The organism is Halomonas sp. N3-2A (assembly GCF_002216165.1).
Classification (GTDB): domain Bacteria; phylum Pseudomonadota; class Gammaproteobacteria; order Pseudomonadales; family Halomonadaceae; genus Vreelandella.
Genome location: NZ_CP022286.1, coordinates 3,572,041 through 3,595,283 on the forward strand (window position 1 = coordinate 3,572,041; position 23,243 = coordinate 3,595,283).

22 protein-coding genes are annotated in these 23,243 nt (G+C 56.0%); 13 read left to right on the top strand and 9 right to left on the bottom strand.

Going from position 1 to position 23,243, the window contains the following annotated elements; all coding sequences use genetic code 11:
* Nucleotides 1–108 precede the first annotated feature (108 nt).
* From CEK60_RS16620 to CEK60_RS16640, 5 genes are all read right to left on the bottom strand, one after another.
* On the bottom strand, nt 109–891 hold the full coding sequence (locus tag CEK60_RS16620) for a sulfite exporter TauE/SafE family protein (RefSeq protein ID WP_089039959.1): 783 nt from the start codon (nt 889–891) through the stop codon (nt 109–111).
* A 16-nt stretch (nt 892–907) separates the two neighbouring features.
* Entirely contained in the window at nt 908–3,226 is a 2,319-nt protein-coding gene (locus CEK60_RS16625) for an ATP-dependent DNA helicase (RefSeq protein WP_089039960.1), read from the bottom strand.
* Nucleotides 3,223–4,965, bottom strand: coding sequence for a VRR-NUC domain-containing protein (locus tag CEK60_RS16630; RefSeq protein ID WP_089039961.1), 1,743 nt, complete (start codon nt 4,963–4,965; stop codon nt 3,223–3,225). The genes CEK60_RS16625 and CEK60_RS16630 overlap by 4 nt, the downstream gene beginning before the upstream one ends.
* Before the next feature lie 32 nt (nt 4,966–4,997).
* A complete protein-coding gene (locus CEK60_RS16635) occupies nt 4,998–5,345 on the bottom strand; it encodes a hypothetical protein (protein WP_038480555.1) in 348 nt (115 codons plus the stop codon).
* A gap of 202 nt (nt 5,346–5,547) precedes the next feature.
* A complete protein-coding gene (locus CEK60_RS16640; protein ID WP_089039962.1) occupies nt 5,548–6,453 on the bottom strand; it encodes a LysR family transcriptional regulator in 906 nt (301 codons plus the stop codon).
* A 110-nt stretch (nt 6,454–6,563) separates the two neighbouring features.
* On the opposite strand from CEK60_RS16640, the gene CEK60_RS16645 reads away from it, so the two are divergent.
* The 7 genes from CEK60_RS16645 to CEK60_RS16675 all read left to right on the top strand — a co-directional run bounded on the left by CEK60_RS16645 (nt 6,564) and on the right by CEK60_RS16675 (nt 13,758).
* Nucleotides 6,564–7,931 carry an aminotransferase family protein gene (locus tag CEK60_RS16645; protein WP_089039963.1) on the top strand — a complete coding sequence of 456 codons (1,368 nt, stop codon included), beginning with the start codon at nt 6,564–6,566 and terminating at the stop codon, nt 7,929–7,931.
* On the top strand, nt 7,928–8,629 hold the full coding sequence (locus CEK60_RS16650) for a CoA transferase subunit A (RefSeq protein WP_089039964.1): 702 nt from the start codon (nt 7,928–7,930) through the stop codon (nt 8,627–8,629). The genes CEK60_RS16645 and CEK60_RS16650 overlap by 4 nt, the downstream gene beginning before the upstream one ends.
* On the top strand, nt 8,556–9,272 hold the full coding sequence (locus CEK60_RS16655) for a 3-oxoacid CoA-transferase subunit B (RefSeq protein WP_232471394.1): 717 nt from the start codon (nt 8,556–8,558) through the stop codon (nt 9,270–9,272). The genes CEK60_RS16650 and CEK60_RS16655 overlap by 74 nt, the downstream gene beginning before the upstream one ends.
* A complete protein-coding gene (locus tag CEK60_RS16660; RefSeq protein ID WP_089039966.1) occupies nt 9,272–10,555 on the top strand; it encodes an ArgE/DapE family deacylase in 1,284 nt (427 codons plus the stop codon). Before CEK60_RS16655 ends, CEK60_RS16660 begins: the two co-directional genes overlap by 1 nt.
* Nucleotides 10,552–11,739: an acetyl-CoA C-acyltransferase gene (locus CEK60_RS16665; protein ID WP_089039967.1), complete on the top strand. Its 1,188-nt coding sequence runs from the start codon at nt 10,552–10,554 to the stop codon at nt 11,737–11,739. Before CEK60_RS16660 ends, CEK60_RS16665 begins: the two co-directional genes overlap by 4 nt.
* 62 nt (nt 11,740–11,801) lie before the next feature.
* Nucleotides 11,802–13,268, top strand: coding sequence for a Na+/H+ antiporter NhaC (gene nhaC / locus CEK60_RS16670; RefSeq protein WP_089039968.1), 1,467 nt, complete (start codon nt 11,802–11,804; stop codon nt 13,266–13,268).
* Nucleotides 13,269–13,353: 85 nt separating this feature from the next.
* On the top strand, nt 13,354–13,758 hold the full coding sequence (locus CEK60_RS16675) for a universal stress protein (RefSeq protein ID WP_038480531.1): 405 nt from the start codon (nt 13,354–13,356) through the stop codon (nt 13,756–13,758).
* 26 nt (nt 13,759–13,784) lie between these two features.
* Here CEK60_RS16675 and CEK60_RS16680 read toward each other — a convergent pair whose 3' ends face one another.
* Nucleotides 13,785–14,084, bottom strand: a complete 300-nt coding sequence (locus CEK60_RS16680) for a GIY-YIG nuclease family protein (RefSeq protein WP_089039969.1) — start codon at nt 14,082–14,084, stop codon at nt 13,785–13,787.
* Nucleotides 14,077–14,550 carry a YchJ family protein gene (locus tag CEK60_RS16685; RefSeq protein WP_089039970.1) on the bottom strand — a complete coding sequence of 158 codons (474 nt, stop codon included), beginning with the start codon at nt 14,548–14,550 and terminating at the stop codon, nt 14,077–14,079. The genes CEK60_RS16680 and CEK60_RS16685 overlap by 8 nt, the downstream gene beginning before the upstream one ends.
* 154 nt (nt 14,551–14,704) lie before the next feature.
* Between CEK60_RS16685 and CEK60_RS16690 the strand changes: the two genes are divergently transcribed.
* Nucleotides 14,705–15,016, top strand: coding sequence for a hypothetical protein (locus CEK60_RS16690; RefSeq protein ID WP_030074158.1), 312 nt, complete (start codon nt 14,705–14,707; stop codon nt 15,014–15,016).
* Nucleotides 15,017–15,115: 99 nt separating this feature from the next.
* On the opposite strand, the gene argE is transcribed toward CEK60_RS16690, so the two are convergent.
* Nucleotides 15,116–16,285 (bottom strand): acetylornithine deacetylase, encoded by a 1,170-nt coding sequence (argE, locus tag CEK60_RS16695; RefSeq protein WP_089040958.1) that lies wholly within the window; start codon nt 16,283–16,285, stop codon nt 15,116–15,118.
* A gap of 201 nt (nt 16,286–16,486) precedes the next feature.
* Here argE and ugpB point away from each other — a divergent pair, with 201 nt between their 5' ends.
* The 5 genes from ugpB to CEK60_RS16720 all read left to right on the top strand — a co-directional run bounded on the left by ugpB (nt 16,487) and on the right by CEK60_RS16720 (nt 22,086).
* Nucleotides 16,487–17,812 (top strand): sn-glycerol-3-phosphate ABC transporter substrate-binding protein UgpB, encoded by a 1,326-nt coding sequence (gene ugpB, locus CEK60_RS16700; protein WP_089039971.1) that lies wholly within the window; start codon nt 16,487–16,489, stop codon nt 17,810–17,812.
* A 90-nt stretch (nt 17,813–17,902) separates the two neighbouring features.
* Entirely contained in the window at nt 17,903–18,787 is an 885-nt protein-coding gene (gene ugpA / locus CEK60_RS16705; RefSeq protein WP_089039972.1) for a sn-glycerol-3-phosphate ABC transporter permease UgpA, read from the top strand.
* 31 nt (nt 18,788–18,818) lie between these two features.
* Nucleotides 18,819–19,661, top strand: coding sequence for a sn-glycerol-3-phosphate ABC transporter permease UgpE (gene ugpE / locus CEK60_RS16710; protein WP_089039973.1), 843 nt, complete (start codon nt 18,819–18,821; stop codon nt 19,659–19,661).
* Nucleotide 19,662: 1 nt separating this feature from the next.
* Nucleotides 19,663–20,715 (top strand): sn-glycerol-3-phosphate import ATP-binding protein UgpC, encoded by a 1,053-nt coding sequence (locus CEK60_RS16715; protein WP_089039974.1) that lies wholly within the window; start codon nt 19,663–19,665, stop codon nt 20,713–20,715.
* 141 nt (nt 20,716–20,856) lie between these two features.
* Nucleotides 20,857–22,086 (top strand): RNA polymerase sigma factor, encoded by a 1,230-nt coding sequence (locus tag CEK60_RS16720; protein ID WP_089039975.1) that lies wholly within the window; start codon nt 20,857–20,859, stop codon nt 22,084–22,086.
* 98 nt (nt 22,087–22,184) lie between these two features.
* Here CEK60_RS16720 and CEK60_RS16725 read toward each other — a convergent pair whose 3' ends face one another.
* A complete protein-coding gene (locus CEK60_RS16725) occupies nt 22,185–23,237 on the bottom strand; it encodes an aldo/keto reductase (RefSeq protein ID WP_089039976.1) in 1,053 nt (350 codons plus the stop codon).
* Nucleotides 23,238–23,243 lie beyond the last annotated feature (6 nt).

Genomic DNA, 23,243 nt, shown 5'->3' on the forward strand with positions numbered 1-23,243 from the left:
TCCAGAGGTTGTAGGTTCGAATCCTGCTATTCTGACCAAGAACACCATAAAAAAACGGCCACTTAGCTAACACAGCAAGTGGCCGTTTTTTGTTGTTTGCTTCTCTTCCTACCCTGGCGGGTGGATCAGCCCCACCACGCTGACCAAGATCAGCACGGCTCCCAGTACGCGGAAGAACAGCCCGGTGTCTGCTTTTAGCATATAGCGGTGGGCTTTTTCGCCTAGCAAATGGCCGATAAATGCGCAGGGCAGTAGCCATAGTTGATGAATCAGTTGGAGGTCGACGCCGGCGATGATGAACGACGCCATTTTGATCATCACCAGGATAAACCACAGCACAAACATGGTGTCGCGCAGTTGCTCTTTGGCGACGTGGGTGGCGAACACCGCGACAATCAGCGGCGCGCCAATCAACGAGGTGCCACTGACATAGCCACCGAGAGCAAGCAGCACAATATCGACGTATTTGTTGTTACTTCTAAACGGTTTATTCAGCACATAGCCAATGGCATAAATGATCACAATGCCGAAAATAATGTTGGTCATGATCTGAGAGGGCAGCGTTAACAGCCCCACCACCCCGATCAACTTAGGCACGATCATGATTTTCAGGGCTTTGGTTAAATAGCCCCAATCGATATTACTTTCCGGCGATGTACCTCCCACGCCCGCTTTCTGCACTTGACGATGGCCGTTCCAGGCAATCCAACTGGAAAAAATCAGCAGATGAATGGCCACAATTGGCAGAAAGACCAGCGGTTCGTTGACCACCAGCAGCAGAAAAGGCAGCGCCAGCACGGCTCCACCAAAACCAAGGCTGGTGCGAACAAAACCGCTCCAAGCAAAAATAAGCCCGATGAGAAGGTACTGGTACCAGAGTAAATCTGTCATTGCGCGTGCATGGCCTCTAAGAAGATGAGTAGTTGCCTAGCCCCCACCAGCGTGGCAGCAATGCGCGCACCTTGGCCTGGGCAAAACGGTCGTCCATTAATATCACAACCCCTTCATCCTCGGGGCTGCGAATCACCCTTCCGGCGGCCTGCACCACTTTGATCATACCGGGTATGCGGTAGGTGTAGTCGTTGCCCTGGCCGAAACGGGTGTTCATGCGCGCTTTCAGCGCTTCGTTAAAGTCGTTAAACGGCGGCAGGCCTAAGGTGGCAATAAACGCGCCGATTAGGCGCTTGCCAGGAAGGTCGACCCCTTCGGCGAAAGCACCGCCTAGCACTGCAAAGCCGATGCCCTTACCACCCGGGGTAAAGCGCGCCAGAAAGGCATCGCGCTCGGCTTCCTGCATTCCACGGGTTTGGGCAAACATCGGCACGCTGGGATGTGCGTGCTGAAACTGCGTCATCACCTGCTCCAGATAAGCAAAGCTACTAAAAAACGCCAGATAGTGGCCAGGTTGACGCTGATACTGGTCGGCCAGAACTTCCACAATAGGCGCCACAGAGGCCTCACGGTGATGATAGCGAGTGGAAATATCGGTGCGAATACGCACCTCCAACTGGCGGGCGGCGAACGGTGAGGCCACTTCTCGCCACACACTGTTTTCCGGTAACCCGAGTAAATCGCGGTAGTAATGAAACGGGGTCAGCGTGGCCGAAAACAACACAGCGCTGCTGGCAGCCTTGAAGCGTGCCGCCAGAAAATCCGCAGGAATAACATTGCGCAGCCCTAGCACTGCGTCGCCTCGGCCATAACTGGCAAGGTCGCAAAGTGAGTGGTCACCAAACCGCTCCGCCAAACGGCAGAAGGCCAATGCGTCAAACAGCAGCTCTTGAAGCTCAATGCTTGAAGCGTCGGGGTGCTCAACCAAATAATCGGTGATCGCGCCAGCCAAGGTTTGCATCGCGGCCACCAGTTTGTTGGGCAGCGCATCAAGTAAATGATAACGCTGTGATGCCGCCGCATCGGTGGTCACTGTTTTCGTTAGCGCCTGCCACTGCCTACCGACACGGGCTAGCGGTTTAGCAAGCGCGGGAGGTGAGCGGCGACGCAGGCGGCTCAAGCGCTGCTGGGAAAGCTCGGCACTGTACATGCCCCGCGCTCGCTCAACTAAGTTGTGCGCTTCATCTATCAGCAGGCCTACCCGCCAGTCGTTGGCTTGGGCCAAACCATGCAGCAGCGCATGGCTATCAAACCAGTGATTCACATCGCCCACGACCACGTCGGCCCAGCGGGCTAGTTCCTGGCCTAGATAATACGGGCACACACTGTGGGCAAGCGCCACCTCTCGCAGTCCGGCACGATCTAGCCAGCGACGTGCCACCGCGGTTTGGCGAGCGGCAGGCAAGCGGTCATAAAAACCTGCTGCCAACGGGCAAGCATCGCCTTGGCAAGCGGTGCCTGGGTATTCGCAGGCTTTTTGTCTGGCCACCAGTTCCAACACCCGCAGCGGCGATGCGAGCGCAGACGCCGTGGAGGAAGATGAAGTAGGCGGTGATGAACTGGAGGTAACAAGACGCGCCAGCGCATCCAGCGCCACACGGCGGCCTGGGGTTTTCATGGTCAGAAAGGCCAGCCTATCCAGCTGCTGACGGGGCATTGCAGTCAGCATCGGAAATAGCGTGCCAAGGGTTTTGCCAATGCCGGTAGGGGCTTGGGCCAGTAGGCACCGCCCGGTGCTGGCGGCTTTATAGACATCTTCCGCCAACGCCCGCTGCCCAGGGCGAAAATCAGAATAGGGAAACGTCAGCGTCGCCAGCCACTCATCGCGGCGTTGGCGATGGGCGGACTCCTGCTCTGCCCAGGCCAAAAAGCGTTGGCAGTGATCGGTAAAAAACGCCTGCAGCTCAGTGGCGCTAGCTTCGTGGGTAAGCAGTGTTTCCTGACCGCTGGTAATCTCCAGATACACTAACGCCAGCGTGACCCGCTCAAGGCCGCGCTCGGCACAGAGCAGCGCGCCGTATACTTTCACCTGCGCCCAGTGCAACGCACGCTGATTAGCCGCCATGCGATCTAGATTGCCACGATAGGTTTTGACCTCTTCCAAACGGTTAGCATTGGGATCAAAGCCGTCAGCACGGCCTGCCACGCGAAGCCCCTGATACTCACCGGAAAGCGGCAATTCGGCCAGGTAATCCTCGCCCCGGCGGCTAGCCACTAACCCATGTCCTTCGATACCTTCCTGAGCGCTGGGCGCTGGCGTAAAGCGATGATCAAGGTCGCCCTCCCGTGCGGTGAAATCACATAGCGTGCGCACCGCTACCCGGTAACGGCTCATTCGACATCTTCTCGTTCAAGCCCTTCTGGTTGAAACCCTTCTGGTTCAGATGCTGGCTGCCAGCGCACATGACATACTTCAACGGGCATACCATGGCGGCAAAAGAAGTTGATCCAGCGGCGTTGGTTATCTTGTAGACGATCCCCCGGCCCTTTCACTTCTATCATTTTGTAGCGTGGTTCGCCGGGCGGTGCATCCGGCATCAACTGAATCAGGTCAGGTAAACCTGCACGGTTATGCTTAAGGTCATCTAATAGCCGCATAAAACAGGCACGCAAATGGGCAGGCGGCAAGCACTTAAGCGCAAGCGTTAACAGCTCTTCACTGACGACTCCCCAGTGAACAAAGGGCGAGGCGGTGCCCTGCTTGGCGTGCCAGGTGCGCAGTATCGTGTCCTGATAGCGGCCGTCATCCAACTGGGCCAGGCAGGCGGTGATATCGACTTGCCGCTGAGCGACAAAATCCTCGCGGTATAAATCCGCAGGCCCGCTGTGAAACGGGTGAAAAAACGCGCCTGGCAGCGGTTTAAAAATGGCTGGCCAGAGCAGTAAGCCAAATAGCCCCGTCAGCAGGCCATTTTCAACGTAATACACCGGCGCGTTAGGGGTCGCCATGTCGTCAGCAACGGCACGCTCAACTGGCTGAGGGCCAGGTAAATGAAGCACATTGGTAGGCGCCTGGGCCGCTTGTTGATCAGACCCAGTCGAACGCTCAACCTGTTGGGGTAATTTACGTGCCAAACGCGGCAACAACCGCATAAGCGCTTGGCTCTCGGCTTCGTTTGGCTGCGCGTCCAGCGCGCTGATCGTGAGTTCATAAGCGTCTGAATAACGGCCTAAACGCTCTAACACGCGCAGTCTGCGAATACGCGCATCGCTGTCATTGGCGTCAGCGTAAAGTGTTAACGCTAACTCTGCGTCACCGCCGCGCTCGGCCTCGCGGCCAATGGCAAGCAGCAACCGCGCCCGCCGAGAAGCTAACCAACGGTTGCTGGAAGCTGGTGGCACCTCGCTGGCAAGCACTTGCGGCAGCTCGCCGTCGTCCAAGCGTTCACGCAAGCGGTGAAGCGTTAAGTAAGTAGACACGTCAGAGCGGCTTTGGAAGGCACGTGATTCCGCGCTAAACGGTACTTGCTCAAAGCGCTGCAGGCCCAGCTCCGTTAGCACGAACTCTGCCCAGTCCTGGCGCAAATTGCCGAAAAACATCAGCCGAAGTCGATCACACAGCGCCATCACCGTTAGCCGCACAATCTGCGTCGTCGCCATTGGCCACCACTGCTGAAGGGGGGCGGACACTTCTAGCGACTCTTCCAGTGCTGCTTGAAGCGCAGCTTTCGTGCTGTTGCGGGCTAGACCGGCGTTGGTGATCTCGCCTGCCAATGCCTGGCGCAGTTCACTCAGTCGCAACAGGCGAAATAGCTCGCGACTGCTTAACTGCGGGGCATTGTCTACCCAACCAAGGACGACCAACGGCGCCAAGGCCTGCTCGGCGTCACCGATTTCCGCATAGCTCAGTTTATCCAGACGAAATAATTCCCCTTTACGCATCACCATGCGCACCAACAGCGCCTGGGAGGCTTGGGGTAACGTCTCAAAATGACTAATAGCGTCGCGTTCAGCAGCACTTAATAGATCGTAGTGGCGGGCTTCCACCCACGCCAACACGTAACGAAAGTTCGTTAGATAGTAGAAAGGGTCGTCTAAGGAGGCGGTCGCTGACGCGACAGGAGCACTGTTCATCTATCCATTGTAACAGTGCTTGATGAAGCAGGTTAACCCACCCGGTGCTGATAAAGTACGTCCAGTGCATCGTCATCAGCAGCAGAGGATGACGCCTTTGATTGGGCAACGGGTTTGCGGCCGCCCACCAGCACATACCATTCCGCTTCTGTTAGGTAGTGTTGGCACCAGCGGCTTAAGCCAGCGGCCACATCATCGCGAATTCGTTCGCCGCTACGGAAAGCCTGGGCGAGATGTAACAAGTCCTGGCGAGCAGTGCGAGCACGGGCGTTACCGCCGTGCACTTTAGAAAGTGGGCAGCGTCGATCATAGGCCGCGTTGGTTAATGCATTTAACCAACGTTCCAATTCATGCGCCTGAATACCGCCGTAAACTGCCACACTGCACTCCATGCTGAATGATGATTGAAATTTAATGAGCTCCGCCCATTAGCACTGGCGAAAAAGGGCGTTAGATTGCCCGATTGTGGTGCAACTGTCATCTTCGGGGTATTTCTGGCCACCCCCAGACATAGCCTAAACCAAGACGTAACGCCCTATGCCTGTACTATACCTGCTAATCGAACGAAATGATTTGTAAACGTTAGTAATTCATTAGTGTCTCTTTCGCTTTGTGTTTAAGCGACGCCAACACTTTAGACTCATGCCACTCTGGGCGATAAACAATGCCAAAACCAAACGACAACGCAGGCATAAAAGGCAGCACTTTGACATGGTCGTGGCGCGACAGCTGATCTTGCGCAGTAATCGGGTTCATTACCGTGACACCGACCTCATTAGCTACCAGCGCGCTAATCGTGCCGATATTAGCTTCCGTTTTACCTGAAATTTTAACCCCGTGCTCGGCGACAAGTTCCAGCAGTGGATTCGTGCTGACACTTGGCTGGTTGCTGATCACTAAATGTTGACCACGCAAATCACTGACTTCAACAACATCATGCGAGGCTAGTTCAAGCTTGTCAGGCACCAGCGCCACGGCTTCTGTCACCAGCAGTGTTTCTGTTAAGAGTTGAGGAGACGTCGCTGGCAATGTGATAAAGCCGATATCCGCATGGCTTGATTCCACCGCCGTTTGTACATCGTGGCTCGACATCATATCCAGACTAATACTTATCCGGCTGTTTTCAGCCAGTAACGCAGCGACTACCTGGGGCACAAAGCCAAAACATAGCCCGGGAATAGCGGCAATTCTCAAGCGTGATGTGCCGAACTCCTTAAGCGCCAACACACTATGGCGTAGCTCTTCAATATTCCCCATCAGCCTGAGAATCTCATCGTACAGCTCGCGTGCCTCAGGCGTTGCTAGCAAGCGGTTTTTTTCACGTAGAAAGAGCTGAATCCCCAGGTTCTCTTCAAGCTGCGCCAGCGAACGGCTCACTCCCGATTGCGTCATGCCAAGCAGGCGTGCCGTCCCTGAAGCGCTACCTACTTCATACAGTGTCTTGAAAGTTGCTAATGCTTTCAACGAGTTAATGGTGACTTCAGGCATGACTTTTACTCATTGATATTCGAAAAACGATCATATATTGAAATATAGTAACAAGCCTACCTAGACTGCAAGGGAGATTTTTCACCACACCATAAAAAACGGAAAACGTGATGACCGACTCTCCGCTGTTCTACCAGGCAGGTCCTGCCCTGCCGGAAGTCAGCCACGCTGATGGCGTTATGCTCTGGGATACCCAGGGCAAGGATTATCTGGATGGTTGCTCTGGGGCTATTTCCTGCAACCTTGGTCATGGCCGACAGGATATTCGTGACGCCATGCTCGCCCAGATGGATAAGGTGGCCTTCACCTACCGCACCCAGTTTGAAAGCGCCCCCGCCGTTGCGCTTGGCCATCGGCTAGTCGAGCTATTTGAGGGTGAACTCAGCAAGGTGTTTTTCATTTCCAGCGGTTCCGAGGCAGTGGAGTCGGCCCTCAAGCTGGCGAGGCAATACTTTTTCGCCCTTGGCCAGCCTCAGCGCCAGCGCTTTGTATCGCTGCGCCCGTCTTATCATGGCAGCACCATGGGGGCACTGGGCATGACCGGTTATCAGCCGCTGGAAGCGCCCTTCACCAGCATGACCCATGCGTCCATCAAAGTACCGGGGCCGGATTTCTATCGTCATCAGGAGTGTGATGATGACACTCACGTTGACCGCATCCTGGCAGAGACCCGCGCCGCCGTGGAAGCCGCTGGTCCTGACTCACTAATTGGTTTTGTACTGGAGCCAATCGGCGGTGCCAGCACCGGTGCACGACTGTTAGGCAAACGCTACCTGCAAGGCATTCGTGCCTTATGCGATGAATTCGGCTGCTTGCTGATTGCCGATGAAGTACTCACCGGCGTGGGTCGAACTGGCACTTGGTTTGCCTGCCAGCATTACGATGTGGTGCCGGACATCCTGGTCACCGCAAAGGGATTGGGCGCGGGATACTACCCTATTGGCGCGATGCTCGCCCGCAGCGCTATCGTCGAAACGGTCATGGCCAGCGGTGGCTTCCAACACGGCCACACCTATGCTGGCAACCCTTTGGCCTGCGCTACTGGCCTGGCCGTGCTTGAGGCCATTGTGCGCGAAGATTTGCTGGAAAATACCCGCCAGCGTGGCGCGCAGCTGGAAGCAGGGCTGCGCAGGCTTGCCGAGCGCTACGACTGGGTCGGCCATGTGCGCGGTGCTGGCCTGTTATGGGGCGTCGAACTGGTCGCCGATGGCGAATCGCGCCAGCCTTTCCCTGCCGAGCAAAACCGCTTCGCCCAAATCACCGCATTGGCCAAACAGGAAGGCCTGCTGATCTACCCCCGCCGTACTCTGGATGGCGTGGCCGGTGATCATTTCCTGGTCTGCCCGCCGCTGACTATTCAGCCCGAGGAAGTCGACACTCTGCTGGAACGCTTAGCGCGAGCCATGGTGCGTTTTGATCAAGCGCTTACCGCCGCTGATTTGCCCCCACAACCTTCCCGGGAGCGCTTAACACCATGACGCTGCTAAACCACAAAAGCTGTGATATTGACGCGGCTATCGCCGAGATTCCCGATGGCGCGACCATCATGGTCGGCGGCTTTGGCTCGCCGGGCACGCCCTTTGCGTTGCTCGACGCCCTGCTCGCCAGCGGTCAGCGCAACCTGACGCTGATTAAAAACGATGCCAATGAACCCGGTATCGGTATCGGCAAGCTAATTGAGGCAGGCCGTGTAAAGCGCTTGATCACCTCTCACTTAGGCCTCAACCGAACAGCCATTGACGCCATGAATGCTGGTGAGATGGAGGTCATTTTTCATCCTCAGGGGCTGTTGGCTGAAAAAATCCGCTGTGCAGGCGTTGGCCATGGCGGCTTTCTTACCGATATCGGCATCGGTACGGAAATTGCCGAAGGCCGTCAGGAAATCAGTGTGGAAGGTTGCACTTGGGCGATTGAGCCGGCCTTACAGGCTGATGTTGCGCTAATTCACGCTGAGCGAGCCGACCGCTACGGCAACCTGATCTATCGCGCCACGGCCAGCAATTTCAACCCCTTAATGGCCATGGCTGCCGAGCGGGTGATTGCCCAAACCTACCGTATCGACCAACCCGGCGACCTGCCTATCGACACCATTCATACGCCTTGTGCCTTTGTCAGTCATGTGGTGCAGGTCGACCGCGCGTCCAGCCAGCAAGGAGTTCGCCCCCATGCTTTCTGATCAGCAGCGTATGTTGACCCGCGCCGCCCGTGAAGTCATCGACGGCCAGATCGTCAATCTGGGGATCGGGCTGCCAACACGGCTGTTCCACTACCTGCCCGATGATATGAATGTCCTGGTGCATTCCGAAAACGGCGTGCTGGGCTGCCGCCCCCGCCAAGCAGGCGAAGCGCTCGATATCGACATGATTGACTCCGGCGGCGCGTATATCACCACCCGCGCGGGGGCTAGCGTATTCGATAGCGCCACGTCCTTTGCAATGATCCGCCGCAGTCGCGTGGACGTTACCTTTATGGGCGCCTTCGAGGTGGATCAGGAAGGCAACCTGGCCAACTGGAAGATCCCTGGCAAATTTTCGCCGGGCATTGGCGGTGCTATGGAGCTGGCCCAGAAAGTCGCCCGTCTGGTGGTGCTGTGCTCCCACAACGATAAGTACGGCAACCCCAAGATTCTCACCCGCTGCCAGTTACCCCTGACCGCCAGCCACTGTATTTCCCGCATTATCACCGAGAAAGCCGTGATGGATGTGACCCCGGAAGGACTTGAGGTAGTAGAAATCGCCGAAGGGCTGAGCGTTGAAGCGCTCCGCGAGGCGACCGACGCCCCTCTGCTGATTGATGAATCACGTTTAGGGAGATTCTGATGCTCGACGCCACCGAACAACGCATCATTGCCTGCTGCAATGCCCTGATGGACGACACCCTGGAACTGACCAGCGATCTGGTGCGGGGCTATAGCGTCCTTGGCCAGGAACAGAGTGCGCTGGACACCATGGAGCGCCACCTTGAGCGCCTGGGCCTGCCAGTGACCCGTGTACCCTTGGATGCCCCCGGCTTTGAGGAGCACCCCCATCGTGCTCCCACCGAATGGCCCAGCACTGGCCGCTATAACGTCATTTCAGACCTCAATCACGGCGCGCCAGGACCACATTTAGTGTTCAACGGCCACCTCGATGTGGTACCTGCCGAGCCTGTCGATATGTGGACCCGCCCCCCCTGGGAGCCGTGGCAAAAAGATGGCTGGCTGTATGGCCGTGGCGCAGGTGATATGAAGGCGGGGATTGCCGCCATGGTGATGGCGGTTGAGGCCGTACGTCAGGCAGGCGTCGAGATCAACTTCCCGCTCACCCTGCAAACCGTGATTGAAGAAGAGTGCACCGGCAACGGCGCACTGGCCTGCCTGCATCAAGGCTTTAGCGGCGATTTCGTACTGATCCCGGAACCTTTCGGCGCTCAGATCTACGCTGGCCAAGTGGGAGTGCTTTGGTTTCGAATGCGCCTGGATGGCGTGCCCGCCCATGTGCTCGACCCCAGCGCGGGGCGCAATGCGATTGAAGCCCTGCAGGACTATCTGCCCGCGCTAAAAGCGCTGGAAGCCGAAATGAACGACTTACCCCGGCCTGCGCTTTACGTTGACCATCCGCACCCATTCAACCTTAGCGTTGGCCGTGTAGATGCGGGCAACTGGGCCTCCAGCGTACCGGCCCACGCCATTCTGGAAGGGCGTGTTGGCTTCCCGCCAGGCATGTCACCGGAGGAGGCCATGCAGCGGGTCCGCGACACCCTGATGAGCCGCCATGCCGAGCTTGACGACGCCACACCTCCACCCAAGATCAGCTTCCATGGCTTTCGTTCCGAAGGGCATGTGGTCGATCTCGACACCCCAGGTATCCGGCTTCTCTCGGAGTGCCACGAAGCCTTATTAGGCGAACCACCTGCCCACTATCTGTCCACCTGCACCACTGACCTAAGGGCCTTCCACGTTTCCGGCGAGATCAACGGCACCTGCTATGGCCCGATTGCTCAGCGCATTCACGGCGTAGACGAGTGCGTCAACATCGACTCGATCCGCCACGTGCTAACCACCTATGCCCTATTCATCCACCGCTGGGCGCGCATGGCAAACAACCAGGAGACCCACGCATGAGAGACGTGTATCTCGCCGACTATGCACGTAGCGCCTTCAGCCGCGCGCACCCCCGCAAACCCGAGGTCGATGCCTGGGCAGATACCCGCAGCGATGCCCTGCTAGCCAGCGTGTTCGATGGCTTGTTAGCTCGTAGCGGCGTTGATGGCGCGGCGGTGGAAGATGTGAGCATTGGCTGCGCCCTGCCAGTAAAAGAGCAGTGGAGCTTTGGTGGGCGTTACCCGCTGTGGCTGGCCGAGCGTTTCGGCCCCCTGGGCGAGGCATGTGCTACCCGCCAAATTGATCAACAGTGCGGCTCAGGACTTGCCGCGCTACGCAACACCGCACGGGAAATTCAGGTGGGCGCGGTTGAGGTTGGTATGGCCGGCGGCGTGGAAAACATGACCCGTGTGCCCATGGGCCCCGCACTGTTTAAGGAAGGCGTGCTGACCAGCCCTCAAGCGCTGCAAACAGCCGACTGGCTGGCACTCGACGTGGTGCTCAACATGGGGCTGACCGCCGAAAGACTGGCCAAGGCTGCCGGTATTTCGCGCGAGGCGATGGATGCACTCGCCCTCAGTTCTCACCAGCGTGCCGCCAAGGCCAACGCAGCAGGTCACTTTGACGCTGAGCGTTTGACTCTGAACAACGCGGCAGGCGAACCGGTCAGCGCGGACAGCAACATCCGCGCGGATACCAGCGCTGAGCGCCTGGCGGGGCTGGACCCGGTATTTATGCAAGGCGGCGTAGTGACCGCAGGCAACAGCTCGCCGCTGACCTCTGGTGCTGCTGCCACGTTACTGATGTCTGAATCTGCCCTGCGCCAGCACGGCATTAGCCCCTTGGCACGCGTTGTGGCCATCGCCGACTGCGGCGTCAAGCCAGAGGAGATGGGCGCCGGAGCCGCTGCCGCCATTCGTCGCGCGCTGAAACAGGCCCAGCTAACACCGCAGGATATCGGCGTATGGGAAATCAACGAAGCCTTCGCCGCGGTGCCGCTGCATGCCATGGGTGAGCTTTCGATTGACCCTGAGAGCGTCAATATCTGGGGTGGCGCCATGGCGCTGGGGCACCCGTTAGGCGCGACCGGCATCCGCCTCGCTGGCACGCTTAGCCGACTTCTTCACTCCCGCCAGCAGCGCTATGGCTGCGCGGCGGCCTGCATCGGCGGTGGGCAAGGCATCGCCATCATTTTAGAACGCTAAAGCAACTAGATGCCGTTTAACCAAGCGGCAAACAACACTAACTCCTTATAAGGAGAATAATAATGTCAACAACAACCAACGACGAAAACAAGCGGCCCTCGTTTTGGGGCGCCATCATAGGCATCGGCTTCTTATGCTTCATGATGTTTGCGCAGATCTTTTTACTTGGTGAAGACTGGGTCACCCATATCTCGCTGATCTTTGCCATTGTGGTCTGCGCCATCATCGCGCTGTATTCCGGCTTCAGCTGGCAGGATGTGCAGAAAGGCATATTGTACGGCTGCGAAATCGCCATGCTGCCGATGCTGATCTTAATGATGGTCGGTGTGTTAGTCGCCAGTTGGATTGCCTCCGGCACGATTCCCTCGCTGATCTATTATGGCCTTCAACTGATCAACCCCTCCTATTTCCTGGTCACGGCCGTCATCGTGTGTGCCGTTGCATCACTGGTCACCGGCAGCTCATGGACCACCGCCGCCACCTTCGGCGTAGCCTTTATCGGCATCGGCAGCGGTCTGGATATTTCTCCGGCGATGACCGCGGGCGCAGTTATTTCCGGTGCTATCTTCGGTGACAAGATTTCACCAGTATCAGACTCCACCAACCTCGCTGCTGGGGTTGCCGAGGCCAACCTGTTCGACCACATCCGCTCGATGTTCTACACCACCGGTCCTGCACTGATCATTACTATTATTCTGTTCTTCTTTATCGGCATGCAGTTTGACGGCGAAGGGGCTGATATTTCCCGCACCGCTGAACTACTAGCGGGCATTAGCGATAATTTCTCAGTGGGTCTGCTCGCCTTCCTGCCCCCATTAATAGTGGTCGTTTTGGCCTATCGGCGCATCAACGCCCTGGCAGTCATGGTCATTGGCAGCCTATTGGGGGCGGGACTTGCTGTCGCCACTCAAGGCGTCGGACTGGGCAGCATGATGAATTACATGAACTACGGCTATGTATCGGAAACCGGTGTTGAAGCCGTTGATAGCCTATTAAGTCGTGGTGGTTTGCAAGGCATGATGTGGACGATCTCGCTGGGCTTTATCGGGCTTAGCCTGGGTGGCCTACTAGAGAAAACCCGCATGCTCGAAGTGTTATTGGAAAAGATGGGCAAACTGGTCAGTAATTCACGCGGACTAATCGTTACTCACGTTGTCTCATCATTAGCCACCAACCTGTTCTCGGCCAGCCAGTATATTGCCATCATTATTCCGGGGCGCATGTTCGTACCCGCCTACCGCAAACTCAAAATTCTGCCATCGGTATGTTCGCGCACCTGTGAGGACTCGGCCACGGTTACTTCACCGCTGGTTCCTTGGGGGCTAGGCGGTGCTTACTACATGGGCGTGCTCGGCGTGTCCGCGTGGGATTATATGGGTTGGACCTTCCTCGCCATTATCACCCCCGTGATTGCTATTGTGTACGGCCTGTTCAATATCTGCATTTGGCGTGAAGGCGAGCGTAACGACGTCAACACCTATAAGCAGCCATACACCGAAAGTCTGCCGCAAGCCGAGCTAGCGAAGTAGATCGCCACCTACCAGACCAACACGTGGCTAGAGGCGACCGAGTTGTCGCCTCGCACCACTGCCTATCAACCTGAGGGCATCTCTCATGTATAAGAATATTCTAATCACAACGGCGGCAGACAATAACTCCAATATCCTGCAAAAAATCGAAGTGGCACGTAAGCTGGCAGACAAAGACAGCACCATACAGATCATTTCGGTAATGGAGCGTATTCCCCCTTATATCGCACCATCACTGCCGAGTGATTACCGCGAAACCACCGCTCAGCGCATCAAGGACGGTATTCGCCAGAAAATTGGCGGCGAGCACTACGAGATTCATGTTGTGGAAGGCAATGCTGCCCATCAGGTGGTCAAGTTTGCCAAACGCAACGGCGTCGACTGCATCATTATTTCCTCGAACCGTCCCGGCTTTCCCGACCACTTTATGGGCTCCACCGCCCTCAATGTTGTACGCCAGGCAGCGTGCACGGTGACGGTGGTTCGGTAGACCGGTCATTCGATTATCTGCGCAAGTTACCTATCCAACGCCGAGCCGGAAAAATCGTTAACCGGCCACTGAGTGGCCCATTGACGTTTTCGGCTTGGCGTTTGGCGCTTCAGCGCATATTCAGCGCGGCTGGCCTCGGCGCGATCTGCGAACGGTTGCGCGCCGAGCAGCGCTATCGGTGGATTCGCTCGGGTATAGCGGGCGCCTTTGCCATCGCAGTGCGCTTGGTAACGTTTCGCTAGGTTATTGGTAATCCCCACATAGGTGCCGCGCTTGCACTCAAGTAAGTAGAGGAACCATTGGGTATCGGTATTTAGACTACTCACCGCAACAACTCTTTATTTTTCGACCGCTACCACATAGACAGCGCTCGTTTCGCCGCGGTTTGAGGCGCTCAATGGTCGGCACGCCATCCACATACCACCAGCGCCCGTCTTCAAACACAAACCGTGAGTTTTCTTCCAGCACATGCCAGCGGTTTTGTTCACGAAAATAGGCTAAAAAATGGACTGTGCCCTGCCTCTCGTTTGCTGGCGGTGCCGCCACAATCGTGAGCGCTTTCCATTGGGTGTCTGGGTCGGGCGCTAGCTGTGCTGGCCGCGTTGATGCGTGCCAAGTGGCGAGTAGGTAATCACGGCTATTCAACGCAAATGCCGTGTAACGTGAGCGCATTAGCGCTTCTGGCGTAAATGCCGTTGCACCTTGGTGATAAGGCTGGCAACACGCCGTAAATGCAGCACCACTGCCGCACGGGCAGTTGGCTGACGTTGAGACTGGCGTTGAAAGCGTCATATTGAAAGCTCTGTATTCTTTGGTTTATAGATTTGGTATACGTTTTGTTTCGGTATTGGCACAGAGTTAGATATAGTACCAGAGCTACATCATCAGACAGACGGAGTACGACACACGACCAAGCATTCTTTCCAAACCCAGTGGAGGTTCTCCTATGAAGGTTTACAAACCCGAGTGGCAGTGCACGTTTAGCGTAAACGAAGGCGCGGTAGAATCAGCAACCTGGAAAGAGCGAATCGCCTGGCGGCTTAGACAAATCGCCGATCGACTAGAAGGCGGTGGCCGTACGGTAAAAATCGACTACAACGTCTCTCCGCACGTTAGCCGAGACGAAGTTGATACCTGTTTGGGAAAAGGGTTTGAGGTGACTCAGCGGCTGCTGACCCAACTTGCCCGCCAACAGGCCTGCGAAGATGTGATGCGCCATGCGAAAGCAGAGCTTTACGAAGAGCAGCATCAGCACTAATAGCCAGTCCGTAAGCGTCTCAAGAAAACACCCGTCTATTTAATATTGGCGGGTGTTTTTTATTGTGCGCTATTTATATTGCGGACTCATTAGCAACCATCACTCCAAATGAGGTGTTTCTAGCGCCTGTCCTAATCGCTGCATAAACGCCGTACACTCATGCAACTGCGCCGTCTCAATATACTCATCGGGTTGATGTGCCTGGGCGATGCTGCCAGGGCCAAGAATTATTGTCTGCAAACCCTGACCTTGGAACTGCCCGGCCTCGGTGGCATAAGCGACCGCATGATTACAGCAGGCGTGTGGCAGATGGTCTTTAGCTAAACGGAGCACCTGGTCGTTTGCGCGATCGGCCAAGCCCGGCACTGTCACGTTTAGCGGCTCGGTGGTGATTTCAACGTGCTTGCCTTTAGCCTGCAGCTCAGCGCTTAGCTGGGCACAATAGGCATCAAAGCGCGCGTATATTTCGTCGAAGGTGTCCGTGGGCAGATGGCGAATTTCCCACTCAAACTGACACTCCCGCGCCATAATGTTGATCGCCGTACCGCCTTTTATTTTGCCAACGTGCAGGCTGGTATGAGGCACGTTAAAGGCCTCATCGACGCGGCCCTCTTCCACCAATGCCGCCATGGTGTCTTCAATGAACGTGACGAGCCTTGCCGCAACATGGATAGCTGACGTGCCTTGATTCACTTGGCTACTGTGGGCCTCCTGGCCAATCACGGTGGTGCGCAGATTCGTTGCGCCTTTTTGCGCGACCACAGGCTGCATGCTGGTAGGCTCACCAACAATGACGTGGGCGGTAGTGGAGTAGTGCTCGTAAAAGCGTTTAATAAGACTCGGCGCGCCCACACAGCCAATTTCTTCGTCGTAAGAAAATCCGAAATAGATAGGCTGCTTCAGCGGCGCATTGACCCAGGTCGGCACCATGGCTAACGCACAGGCAATAAAGCCTTTCATATCACAGGTACCACGCCCGTAGAGCCGGCCATCGCCGCCATCACGAAGGGTAAACGGATCACTCGACCATGGCTGACCGGCCACCGGCACTACGTCGGTATGCCCAGAAAGCATCACTCCGCCAGGGGCGTCAGGGCCTACGCGGGCAATCAGGTTGGCTTTGGTGCCACACGGGCTCATCACCCGCTCTGAAGCCACACCATAATCAGCTAGATAGTGCTCAACGAATTCAATTAGGGCCAAATTAGATTCACTGGAAGTGGTATCGAACGATACTAGCTTCGCCAGTAATGTGGTCGCGTCAGTCATACTGCTCTCGTCAGTTAGGCTCTTCATATCACCCTATCACCGCCTCTCTCCTTTGCCTACTAAGCAGGCCGACGCACAGCGAAACGTTGACTGTCACGTCGAGTTCATCGTGCATTCATGAAAACGTCATCTACACTTTCTACTGTTCAGTGCACCCAAAAACTTAATAAACGTACTGCGAACGACCCACAAGGAGCCGTTATGTCTCGTTTCACATTGCACGCGCTTGCCCTAGGGGTGGCTACTGCCACGTTTAGCCTTTCTGCCCATTCTGCGACCGAAGTGACCTGGTGGCACGCTATGGGAGGCCAGCTTGGTGAGATCCTTGAAGAAATGACGGAGGAGTTTAACGCTTCTCAGGACGACTACCACGTCACACCCAGCTACCGCGGCAATTATACCGAAACGATGACCGGCGCCATTGCGGCGTTCCGTGCGGGCGAGCAGCCGCATATTCTCCAGGTTTTTGAAGTCGGCACTGGCACTATGATGAACGCCAAAGGTGCCATCTACCCCGTGTACGAGTTGATGGAAGAGCATGGCCGCGCGTTTGATCGCGAAGCCTTCCTGCCAGCGGTAGTCGGTTACTACACCGACACCAACGGCAACATGCTGTCGTTCCCGTTCAACTCTTCTACGCCGATTATGTACTACAACCGCGACATGTTTGAGGAAGCGGGTCTAGACCCTGAGCAGGCGCCGCAAACCTGGTCTGAAGTGGCCGATTTTTCGCGCCAAATCGTCGATTCTGGGGCGGCCAGCTGTGGCTTTACCACCTCCTGGCCTAGCTGGGTAATGCTGGAAAACTTCTCCGCTTGGCATAATGTGCCGCTTGGTACGCTGGAAAACGGCTTTGGCGGCATGGAAACAGAGTTCAATTTCAACAATGAGCTGGTCGCCCGCCATTGGGACAACCTCCACAACTGGCAGGAAGAAGGGGTCTTTAAATGGGGCGGCCCCGGTTCTGGCCCTGACTCAGAACCGCTGTTCTACTCCCAGGACTGCGCGATTTTCTTCGGCTCTTCTGCTTCCCGCGCGGATGTCGCCGCTAACTCTGACTTTGAAGTCGGTTTTGGCATGCAGCCCTACTATGACGACGTAGATGGTGCGCCACAGAACTCCATCATTGGCGGTGCCACCCTGTGGGCACTACAAGGCCACACCGATGACGAGTATGAAGCCGTTGCCGCCTTCTTTGAGTACCTCTCACAGCCTGATGTACAAGCCGAGTGGCACCAGCAAACCGGCTACCTGCCCATCACTCAAGCGGCGTGGGACTTAAGCAAAGAGCAGGGCTACTACGATGAGAACCCAGGTGCCGATATTTCGCTGAAGCAGATGACGCTAAACGAACCGACCGAGAACTCGAAAGGCCTGCGGTTTGGTAACTTTGTACAGATCCGCGACATTATCTCCGAAGAGATGGAAGCCGTGATGACCGGTGGCAAATCGGGCCAGGAAGCAGCTGACGACGCAGTGGCACGTGGCAATGATTTACTCCGTGACTTTGAAGCTGCCAACCAGTAAATAAGTACTCACTTCGCCGCTTACCCCACTGGGTAGGCGGCGATTTCGTTTGTCGATGCTTATATTTACTAACCATTTGCAGAGCTGCCCATGCAAACTAAACGCATGACCTACCCTGGTCGCTTTTTGCCCTACGCGCTGCTGGCGCCCCAGGTGATTGTGACGCTGATTTTCTTTATCTGGCCTGCTGGCCAAGCGTTGTATCAGTCGCTATTGCGCGAAGACGCCTTTGGGCTGCGCTCGACGTTTGTGGGCTTGGAAAACTTCGCTCGCCTGTTTCGCGATGGCGCTTATCTTAACTCGCTCTCCGCGACAGCGGTGTTTGCCATCGGTACCACACTCCTGTCAATGACGGTGGCTCTATTATTGGCCAGCACCGTCAACCGGATGATTCGCTCACGTAGTACCTACACCACGCTGCTGGTGTGGCCCTACGCCATAGCCCCCGCCCTTGCGGGCGTTTTGTGGTGGTTTATCTTCAACCCCTCAATCGGCATTGTTCCCTATATGCTAGAAATGGTGGGTTATCAGTGGAATCACCGAAATTCGGGAAGTGACGCCATGCTGCTGGTGATTTTTGCCGCCGCCTGGAAGCAAATTTCTTATAACTTCTTGTTTTTCCTAGCGGGCTTACAGTCAATCCCACAATCGCTGATTGAAGCCGCCTCCATTGACGGCGCCGGCCCGACTAAGCGCTTCTGGACGATTATTTTCCCGCTGCTGACGCCAACGACCTTCTTCTTGATGGTGGTTAACGTGGTTTACGCCATGTTCGATACATTTGGCATTATTCACGCGACTACCCAAGGCGGCCCCGCCCAGGCAACCAACACGCTGGTCTATAAGGTCTACGCCGATGGCTTCGTCGGCTTGAATTTAGGCTCTTCGGCCGCTCAGTCAGTGATTTTAATGGCCATTGTGGTCGCGCTCACGGTGGTGCAGTTCCGCTTTATCGAGCGCCGCGTGAACTACTAACACCACTGGCTAATTGTTTGGGAGACTTTCAATGGTTGAAAACCGACCTTGGGCGAATTTTTTTGCTCATCTGACGTTGATGATTGGCGTCGCGGTGGTGGTGTTCCCCGTGTACGTTGCGCTCGTGGCGTCTACCCAGGCGCCAGGCGACTTGCTACGCGGTATACTGCCGATGCTGCCCGGCGCCCATGGTATCGAAAACTTTACCCGTATGTGGCAGTCCGGCGTTTCCAACGCAGGAGCCCCACCAGCAGGCATGATGCTATGGAACAGTTTTGTTATGGCCATGGCGATTACCATAGGAAAACTGTCGATCTCACTACTGTCGGCGTTTGCAATTGTTTACTTCCGCTTTCGTTTTCGGATGTTCTTCTTCTGGCTAATTTTCATCACGCTGATGCTGCCGGTGGAGGTACGCATTATTCCGACGTTTCAGGTCGTTGCGGACCTCAACATGCTCAATAGCTTTGCCGGGCTGTCGATTCCGCTGATTGCCTCGGCCACCGCGACGTTCCTGTTCCGCCAGTTCTTTATGACCATTCCCGAAGAAATGCTCGAAGCCGCCCGCGTCGACGGCGCCGGGCCACTGAAGTTTTTTAAAGACATCTTGATGCCACTGTCGGTGACCAATATCGCCGCGCTGTTTGTGATCATGTTTATCTACGGCTGGAACCAATACCTGTGGCCGCTACTAATCACCACCGATCCTGACTACTACACCATTGTGATGGGTATTCAACGCATGACCTCAGAAGAGAATCCCCAGTGGCATTTGATTATGGCCGCCGTGGTAATGGCCGCCCTGCCGCCGGTACTGGTGATTCTGTTTATGCAACGCCTATTTGTGAAAGGCCTGACCGAGACGGAGAAATAAGATGGCTAGCATTACCTTGGAAGGGCTGAAGAAAACCTATACCGGCGATGTTCACGCCGTCAAAGGCATCGACCTACAGATTGAAGATGGCGAGTTTGTGGTACTCGTCGGGCCATCCGGTTGTGGCAAATCGACCCTGCTGCGCATGGTCGCGGGGCTTGAAACCATTACCGAAGGCACGCTCAAAATCGGCGACCGGGTAGTAAATAAGCTAGAGCCCGCTGAACGCGATATCGCCATGGTGTTCCAGAACTACGCGCTTTATCCGCACATGACCGTCTACAACAACCTCGCTTATGGCTTAAAGAACCGGGGTTTCAAAAAAGATGACATCGATAAACGCGTGCGCTTAGCGGCCAAGATGCTAGAGATTGAAGACTTCCTGGAGCGTAAACCCCGCAAGCTTTCCGGCGGCCAGCGCCAGCGGGTAGCAATGGGCCGAGCACTGGTGCGCGAGCCTTCAGCCTTCTTGTTCGATGAACCGCTTTCCAACCTGGACGCCAAGCTGCGCGTACAGATGCGGGTGGAGATTAAGCAACTACAGCGTCGCCTAAAAACCACCAGCCTGTATGTCACCCACGACCAGCTGGAAGCCATGACCCTGGGCGACCGTTTGGTCGTGCTAAATGCCGGGCAAATTGAGCAAGTAGGCACACCGATGGAGATCTACGCCCGTCCGGCCACAATGTTCGTTGCGGAATTTATTGGCTCCCCGGCAATGAACATGTTGCCGCTGGAGTATCTGCGTACTCAAAACAGCAGCGTGCTGGAACACCTTCCCGAAGGCACCGACACCCTCGGCATTCGCCCAGACGACATGCACCTCACCGCACCCGATACGCCACATCTAGCCATCGACGCGACACTCATGCTCTTTGAGGCGGCAGGCGCGGAAAGCCATCTGTACGTTAATCTCGCCGACAGCGAGCAACCCACGGTGATTCGCACCGCGGGCCAGCCAGCCGTTCGTGAAGGTGAAACATTGCGCTTCTACGTAACCCGCGATGCTCTTCATCCTTTTAATAGCACCACTCGAAAGCGCACCGATGGTTAACACCGCGGCTTAAGAAAAATACGCATTAGAAAAGCACGTCATCGGAGATTTCATGCGCTACGTTTGAGCTAATAACAATAACTCGCTGCTCGGCTATTTTTTTGCCGGTAGCGTATGGATCTCTGTGATGAATACTGGTCTATGAAGACAGAATGTAATGACCTCGACAGCTTATACCGCGATCATTCCCGGCGCGTACAGGCGACTCTGATTCGCTTGCTAGGGGATTTTGAGCTTGCCGAAGAAGCAATGCAGGACGCGTTTGTGGCCGCAGTTCAGCAATGGCCGATTAACGGTACACCCGACAATCCTCAAGCCTGGTTAATTCGTACCGGCTACCACTGTGGGGTTAATCAGATTCGCCAACGCAGCACGGCACGCCGCCGAGCTCATTTGCTGTTACCCGCCGAAGAGACTCTGGATCTAGAACCAGCGACGATCCAAGACGATGCACTGCGCCTATTGTTCACCTGTTGTCATCCAAGCCTGAACATGGAAGCCCGCGTGGCATTAACCCTACGGGAAATGTGCGGCCTCACCACCGAGCAGGTGGCGAGTGCGTTACTCATGAAACCCACTACGCTGGCGCAACGCATCGTGCGCGCTAAGCGCAAAATTCGTGATGCCCGCATCCCCTACGCGGTGCCTGATAGCGAAGCACTCCCCGAGCGCCTGCCGGATGTACTCCAGGTGATCTATTTAGTGTTCAACGAAGGCTACTCACGCAGCATGGGCAGCCAGGTCGTTGATGTCAGTTTGACGAAGGAAGCCATGCGCCTCGGTGAGGCGTTAGCAAGGCTGCTACCCAGTGGCGAGGTGTTTGGATTGATGGCACTGATGCGGCTTAATGATGCTCGTCGCGATGCACGCCAAGACAGCGCGGGTGACTTAATCACCTTGGACGAACAAAATAGAGATTTGTGGCACCAAGAGGACATTCGTAGCGGCATCGAATGGCTTGAGCAGGCGCTGATGCTCACTCCAACCGGCTACTACACTCTTCAGGCATCAATTGCCGCGGAACACTCACAGGCTAGCAGCACCGAACAGACCGATTGGGAGAGAATCGTGAGGCTCTACAATGCGCTATGCCGCCGTAACACCTCCCCCATTCTGGCGCTGAATCGCGCAGTGGCCATTGCCATGAATGGTGCGCTGGCAACCGGCTTGCAGCTTCTTGATGAGTTAGCGCATCACCCACAAATGGGCCGCTATCATCTTTTTCATGCAGCACAAGCGGATTTGCTGCGCCGCCAAGGCCAATATGATGCAGCGCGCAGTGCCTATCAGCAGGCACTTGTGCTGGCGACGCTTGATCCAGAGAAGCGCTTTTTGCTAAAGCGTTTACACGAACTTGAGCAAGCTCCATAAACACAGCGTGCGTCGGGATTACAGGGTTGATAGGGCCTGGCTATCCCGTCCAACACTGAGATGTATTGTCACAGGAAGTAGCTCCCGCAAGCACTCACTTAGTCCCGAATAGAGATCGACATGTCGCCATAGATATTTGCCTGGACCGCAGGGCGTCGTAGGTACTCATGGGGAAATCCTAGAGGCACCGCGCTAACCTCGTCGAGCCGCGCCTGTTGGTCAACCGTCAGTTCCAGTTCGAGTGCATCCAGGTTGGCTTCAAGCTGACTTATCGATCGCGCCCCAATGAGCGGCGCGGCCATACCAGGACGGGCGAGCAGCCACGCTAAAGCCACGGTGGCAGGTGATGTATTTTGTTCCGTAGCAACCCGCTTCACTTCATCGATGATGCGAAAGCTGCGCTCTGGGACAGGGCCAGCCTCATTCACTATGGCGGCACGGCTGCCGCTGACCACGTTTTCAGGTGCGAGTTCGGCACGACTGTATTTCCCTGTCAGAAGTCCACTCGCCAGCGGTGACCAGGGTATGATGCCCATCCCCATTTCACGTGACATTGGAACCAAGTCACGCTCCACGCTGCGCTCAATCAGATTGTATTCTAGCTGCATCGCAATCACTGGCGACCAGCCACGAAGATCTGCGATAGCCTGCATCCGTGAGGCCTGCCAGGCAGGGATATCTGACAGTCCCAGATAAACGACCTTTCCCGCCGCCACCAGATCATCCATGGCGCGCAGAATCTCTTCTACCGGTGTAGTGAAATCCCAGGCGTGCAGATAAAGCAGGTCGATATAGTCGCTGCCGAGCCGGGTCAAGCTGTCTTCCACCGCACGAACCATGCTCCGTCGGCTGTTACCTCCGGAATTAGGGTCATTGGTGCGCATTGGCAAGGTGTATTTTGTAGCGATGACCAAGCGGTCCCGCTTCCCTTGGGCAAACCGGCCAACAAAGGACTCGGAAGTGCCCCCGGTATAGTAATTCGCCGTATCGATAAAGTTGCCGCCGTGGTCGACGTAACGATCAAAGATAGCGCGGGAAGTCGACTCGTCGGCGCCGAAGTTCCATTCCGTACCGAAAGTCATGGTGCCTAGCGCCATAGGAGATATTTTCAGGCCCGAACGGCCCAGTAAGCGGTAATGGTCGAGCTGCATGGTTTT

Coding starts and splice junctions, on each gene's coding strand:
- CEK60_RS16620 (WP_089039959.1), bottom strand. CDS start 891: ATGACAGATTTACTCTGGTACCAGTACCTTCTCATCGGGCTTATTTTT.
- CEK60_RS16625 (WP_089039960.1), bottom strand. CDS start 3,226: ATGAGCCGTTACCGGGTAGCGGTGCGCACGCTATGTGATTTCACCGCA.
- CEK60_RS16630 (WP_089039961.1), bottom strand. CDS start 4,965: ATGAACAGTGCTCCTGTCGCGTCAGCGACCGCCTCCTTAGACGACCCT.
- CEK60_RS16640 (WP_089039962.1), bottom strand. CDS start 6,453: ATGCCTGAAGTCACCATTAACTCGTTGAAAGCATTAGCAACTTTCAAG.
- CEK60_RS16645 (WP_089039963.1), top strand. CDS start 6,564: ATGACCGACTCTCCGCTGTTCTACCAGGCAGGTCCTGCCCTGCCGGAA.
- CEK60_RS16650 (WP_089039964.1), top strand. CDS start 7,928: ATGACGCTGCTAAACCACAAAAGCTGTGATATTGACGCGGCTATCGCC.
- CEK60_RS16660 (WP_089039966.1), top strand. CDS start 9,272: ATGCTCGACGCCACCGAACAACGCATCATTGCCTGCTGCAATGCCCTG.
- CEK60_RS16665 (WP_089039967.1), top strand. CDS start 10,552: ATGAGAGACGTGTATCTCGCCGACTATGCACGTAGCGCCTTCAGCCGC.
- nhaC (WP_089039968.1), top strand. CDS start 11,802: ATGTCAACAACAACCAACGACGAAAACAAGCGGCCCTCGTTTTGGGGC.
- CEK60_RS16675 (WP_038480531.1), top strand. CDS start 13,354: ATGTATAAGAATATTCTAATCACAACGGCGGCAGACAATAACTCCAAT.
- CEK60_RS16685 (WP_089039970.1), bottom strand. CDS start 14,550: ATGACGCTTTCAACGCCAGTCTCAACGTCAGCCAACTGCCCGTGCGGC.
- CEK60_RS16690 (WP_030074158.1), top strand. CDS start 14,705: ATGAAGGTTTACAAACCCGAGTGGCAGTGCACGTTTAGCGTAAACGAA.
- argE (WP_089040958.1), bottom strand. CDS start 16,285: ATGACTGACGCGACCACATTACTGGCGAAGCTAGTATCGTTCGATACC.
- ugpB (WP_089039971.1), top strand. CDS start 16,487: ATGTCTCGTTTCACATTGCACGCGCTTGCCCTAGGGGTGGCTACTGCC.
- ugpA (WP_089039972.1), top strand. CDS start 17,903: ATGCAAACTAAACGCATGACCTACCCTGGTCGCTTTTTGCCCTACGCG.
- ugpE (WP_089039973.1), top strand. CDS start 18,819: ATGGTTGAAAACCGACCTTGGGCGAATTTTTTTGCTCATCTGACGTTG.
- CEK60_RS16715 (WP_089039974.1), top strand. CDS start 19,663: ATGGCTAGCATTACCTTGGAAGGGCTGAAGAAAACCTATACCGGCGAT.
- CEK60_RS16720 (WP_089039975.1), top strand. CDS start 20,857: ATGAAGACAGAATGTAATGACCTCGACAGCTTATACCGCGATCATTCC.
- CEK60_RS16725 (WP_089039976.1), bottom strand. CDS start 23,237: ATGCAGCTCGACCATTACCGCTTACTGGGCCGTTCGGGCCTGAAAATA.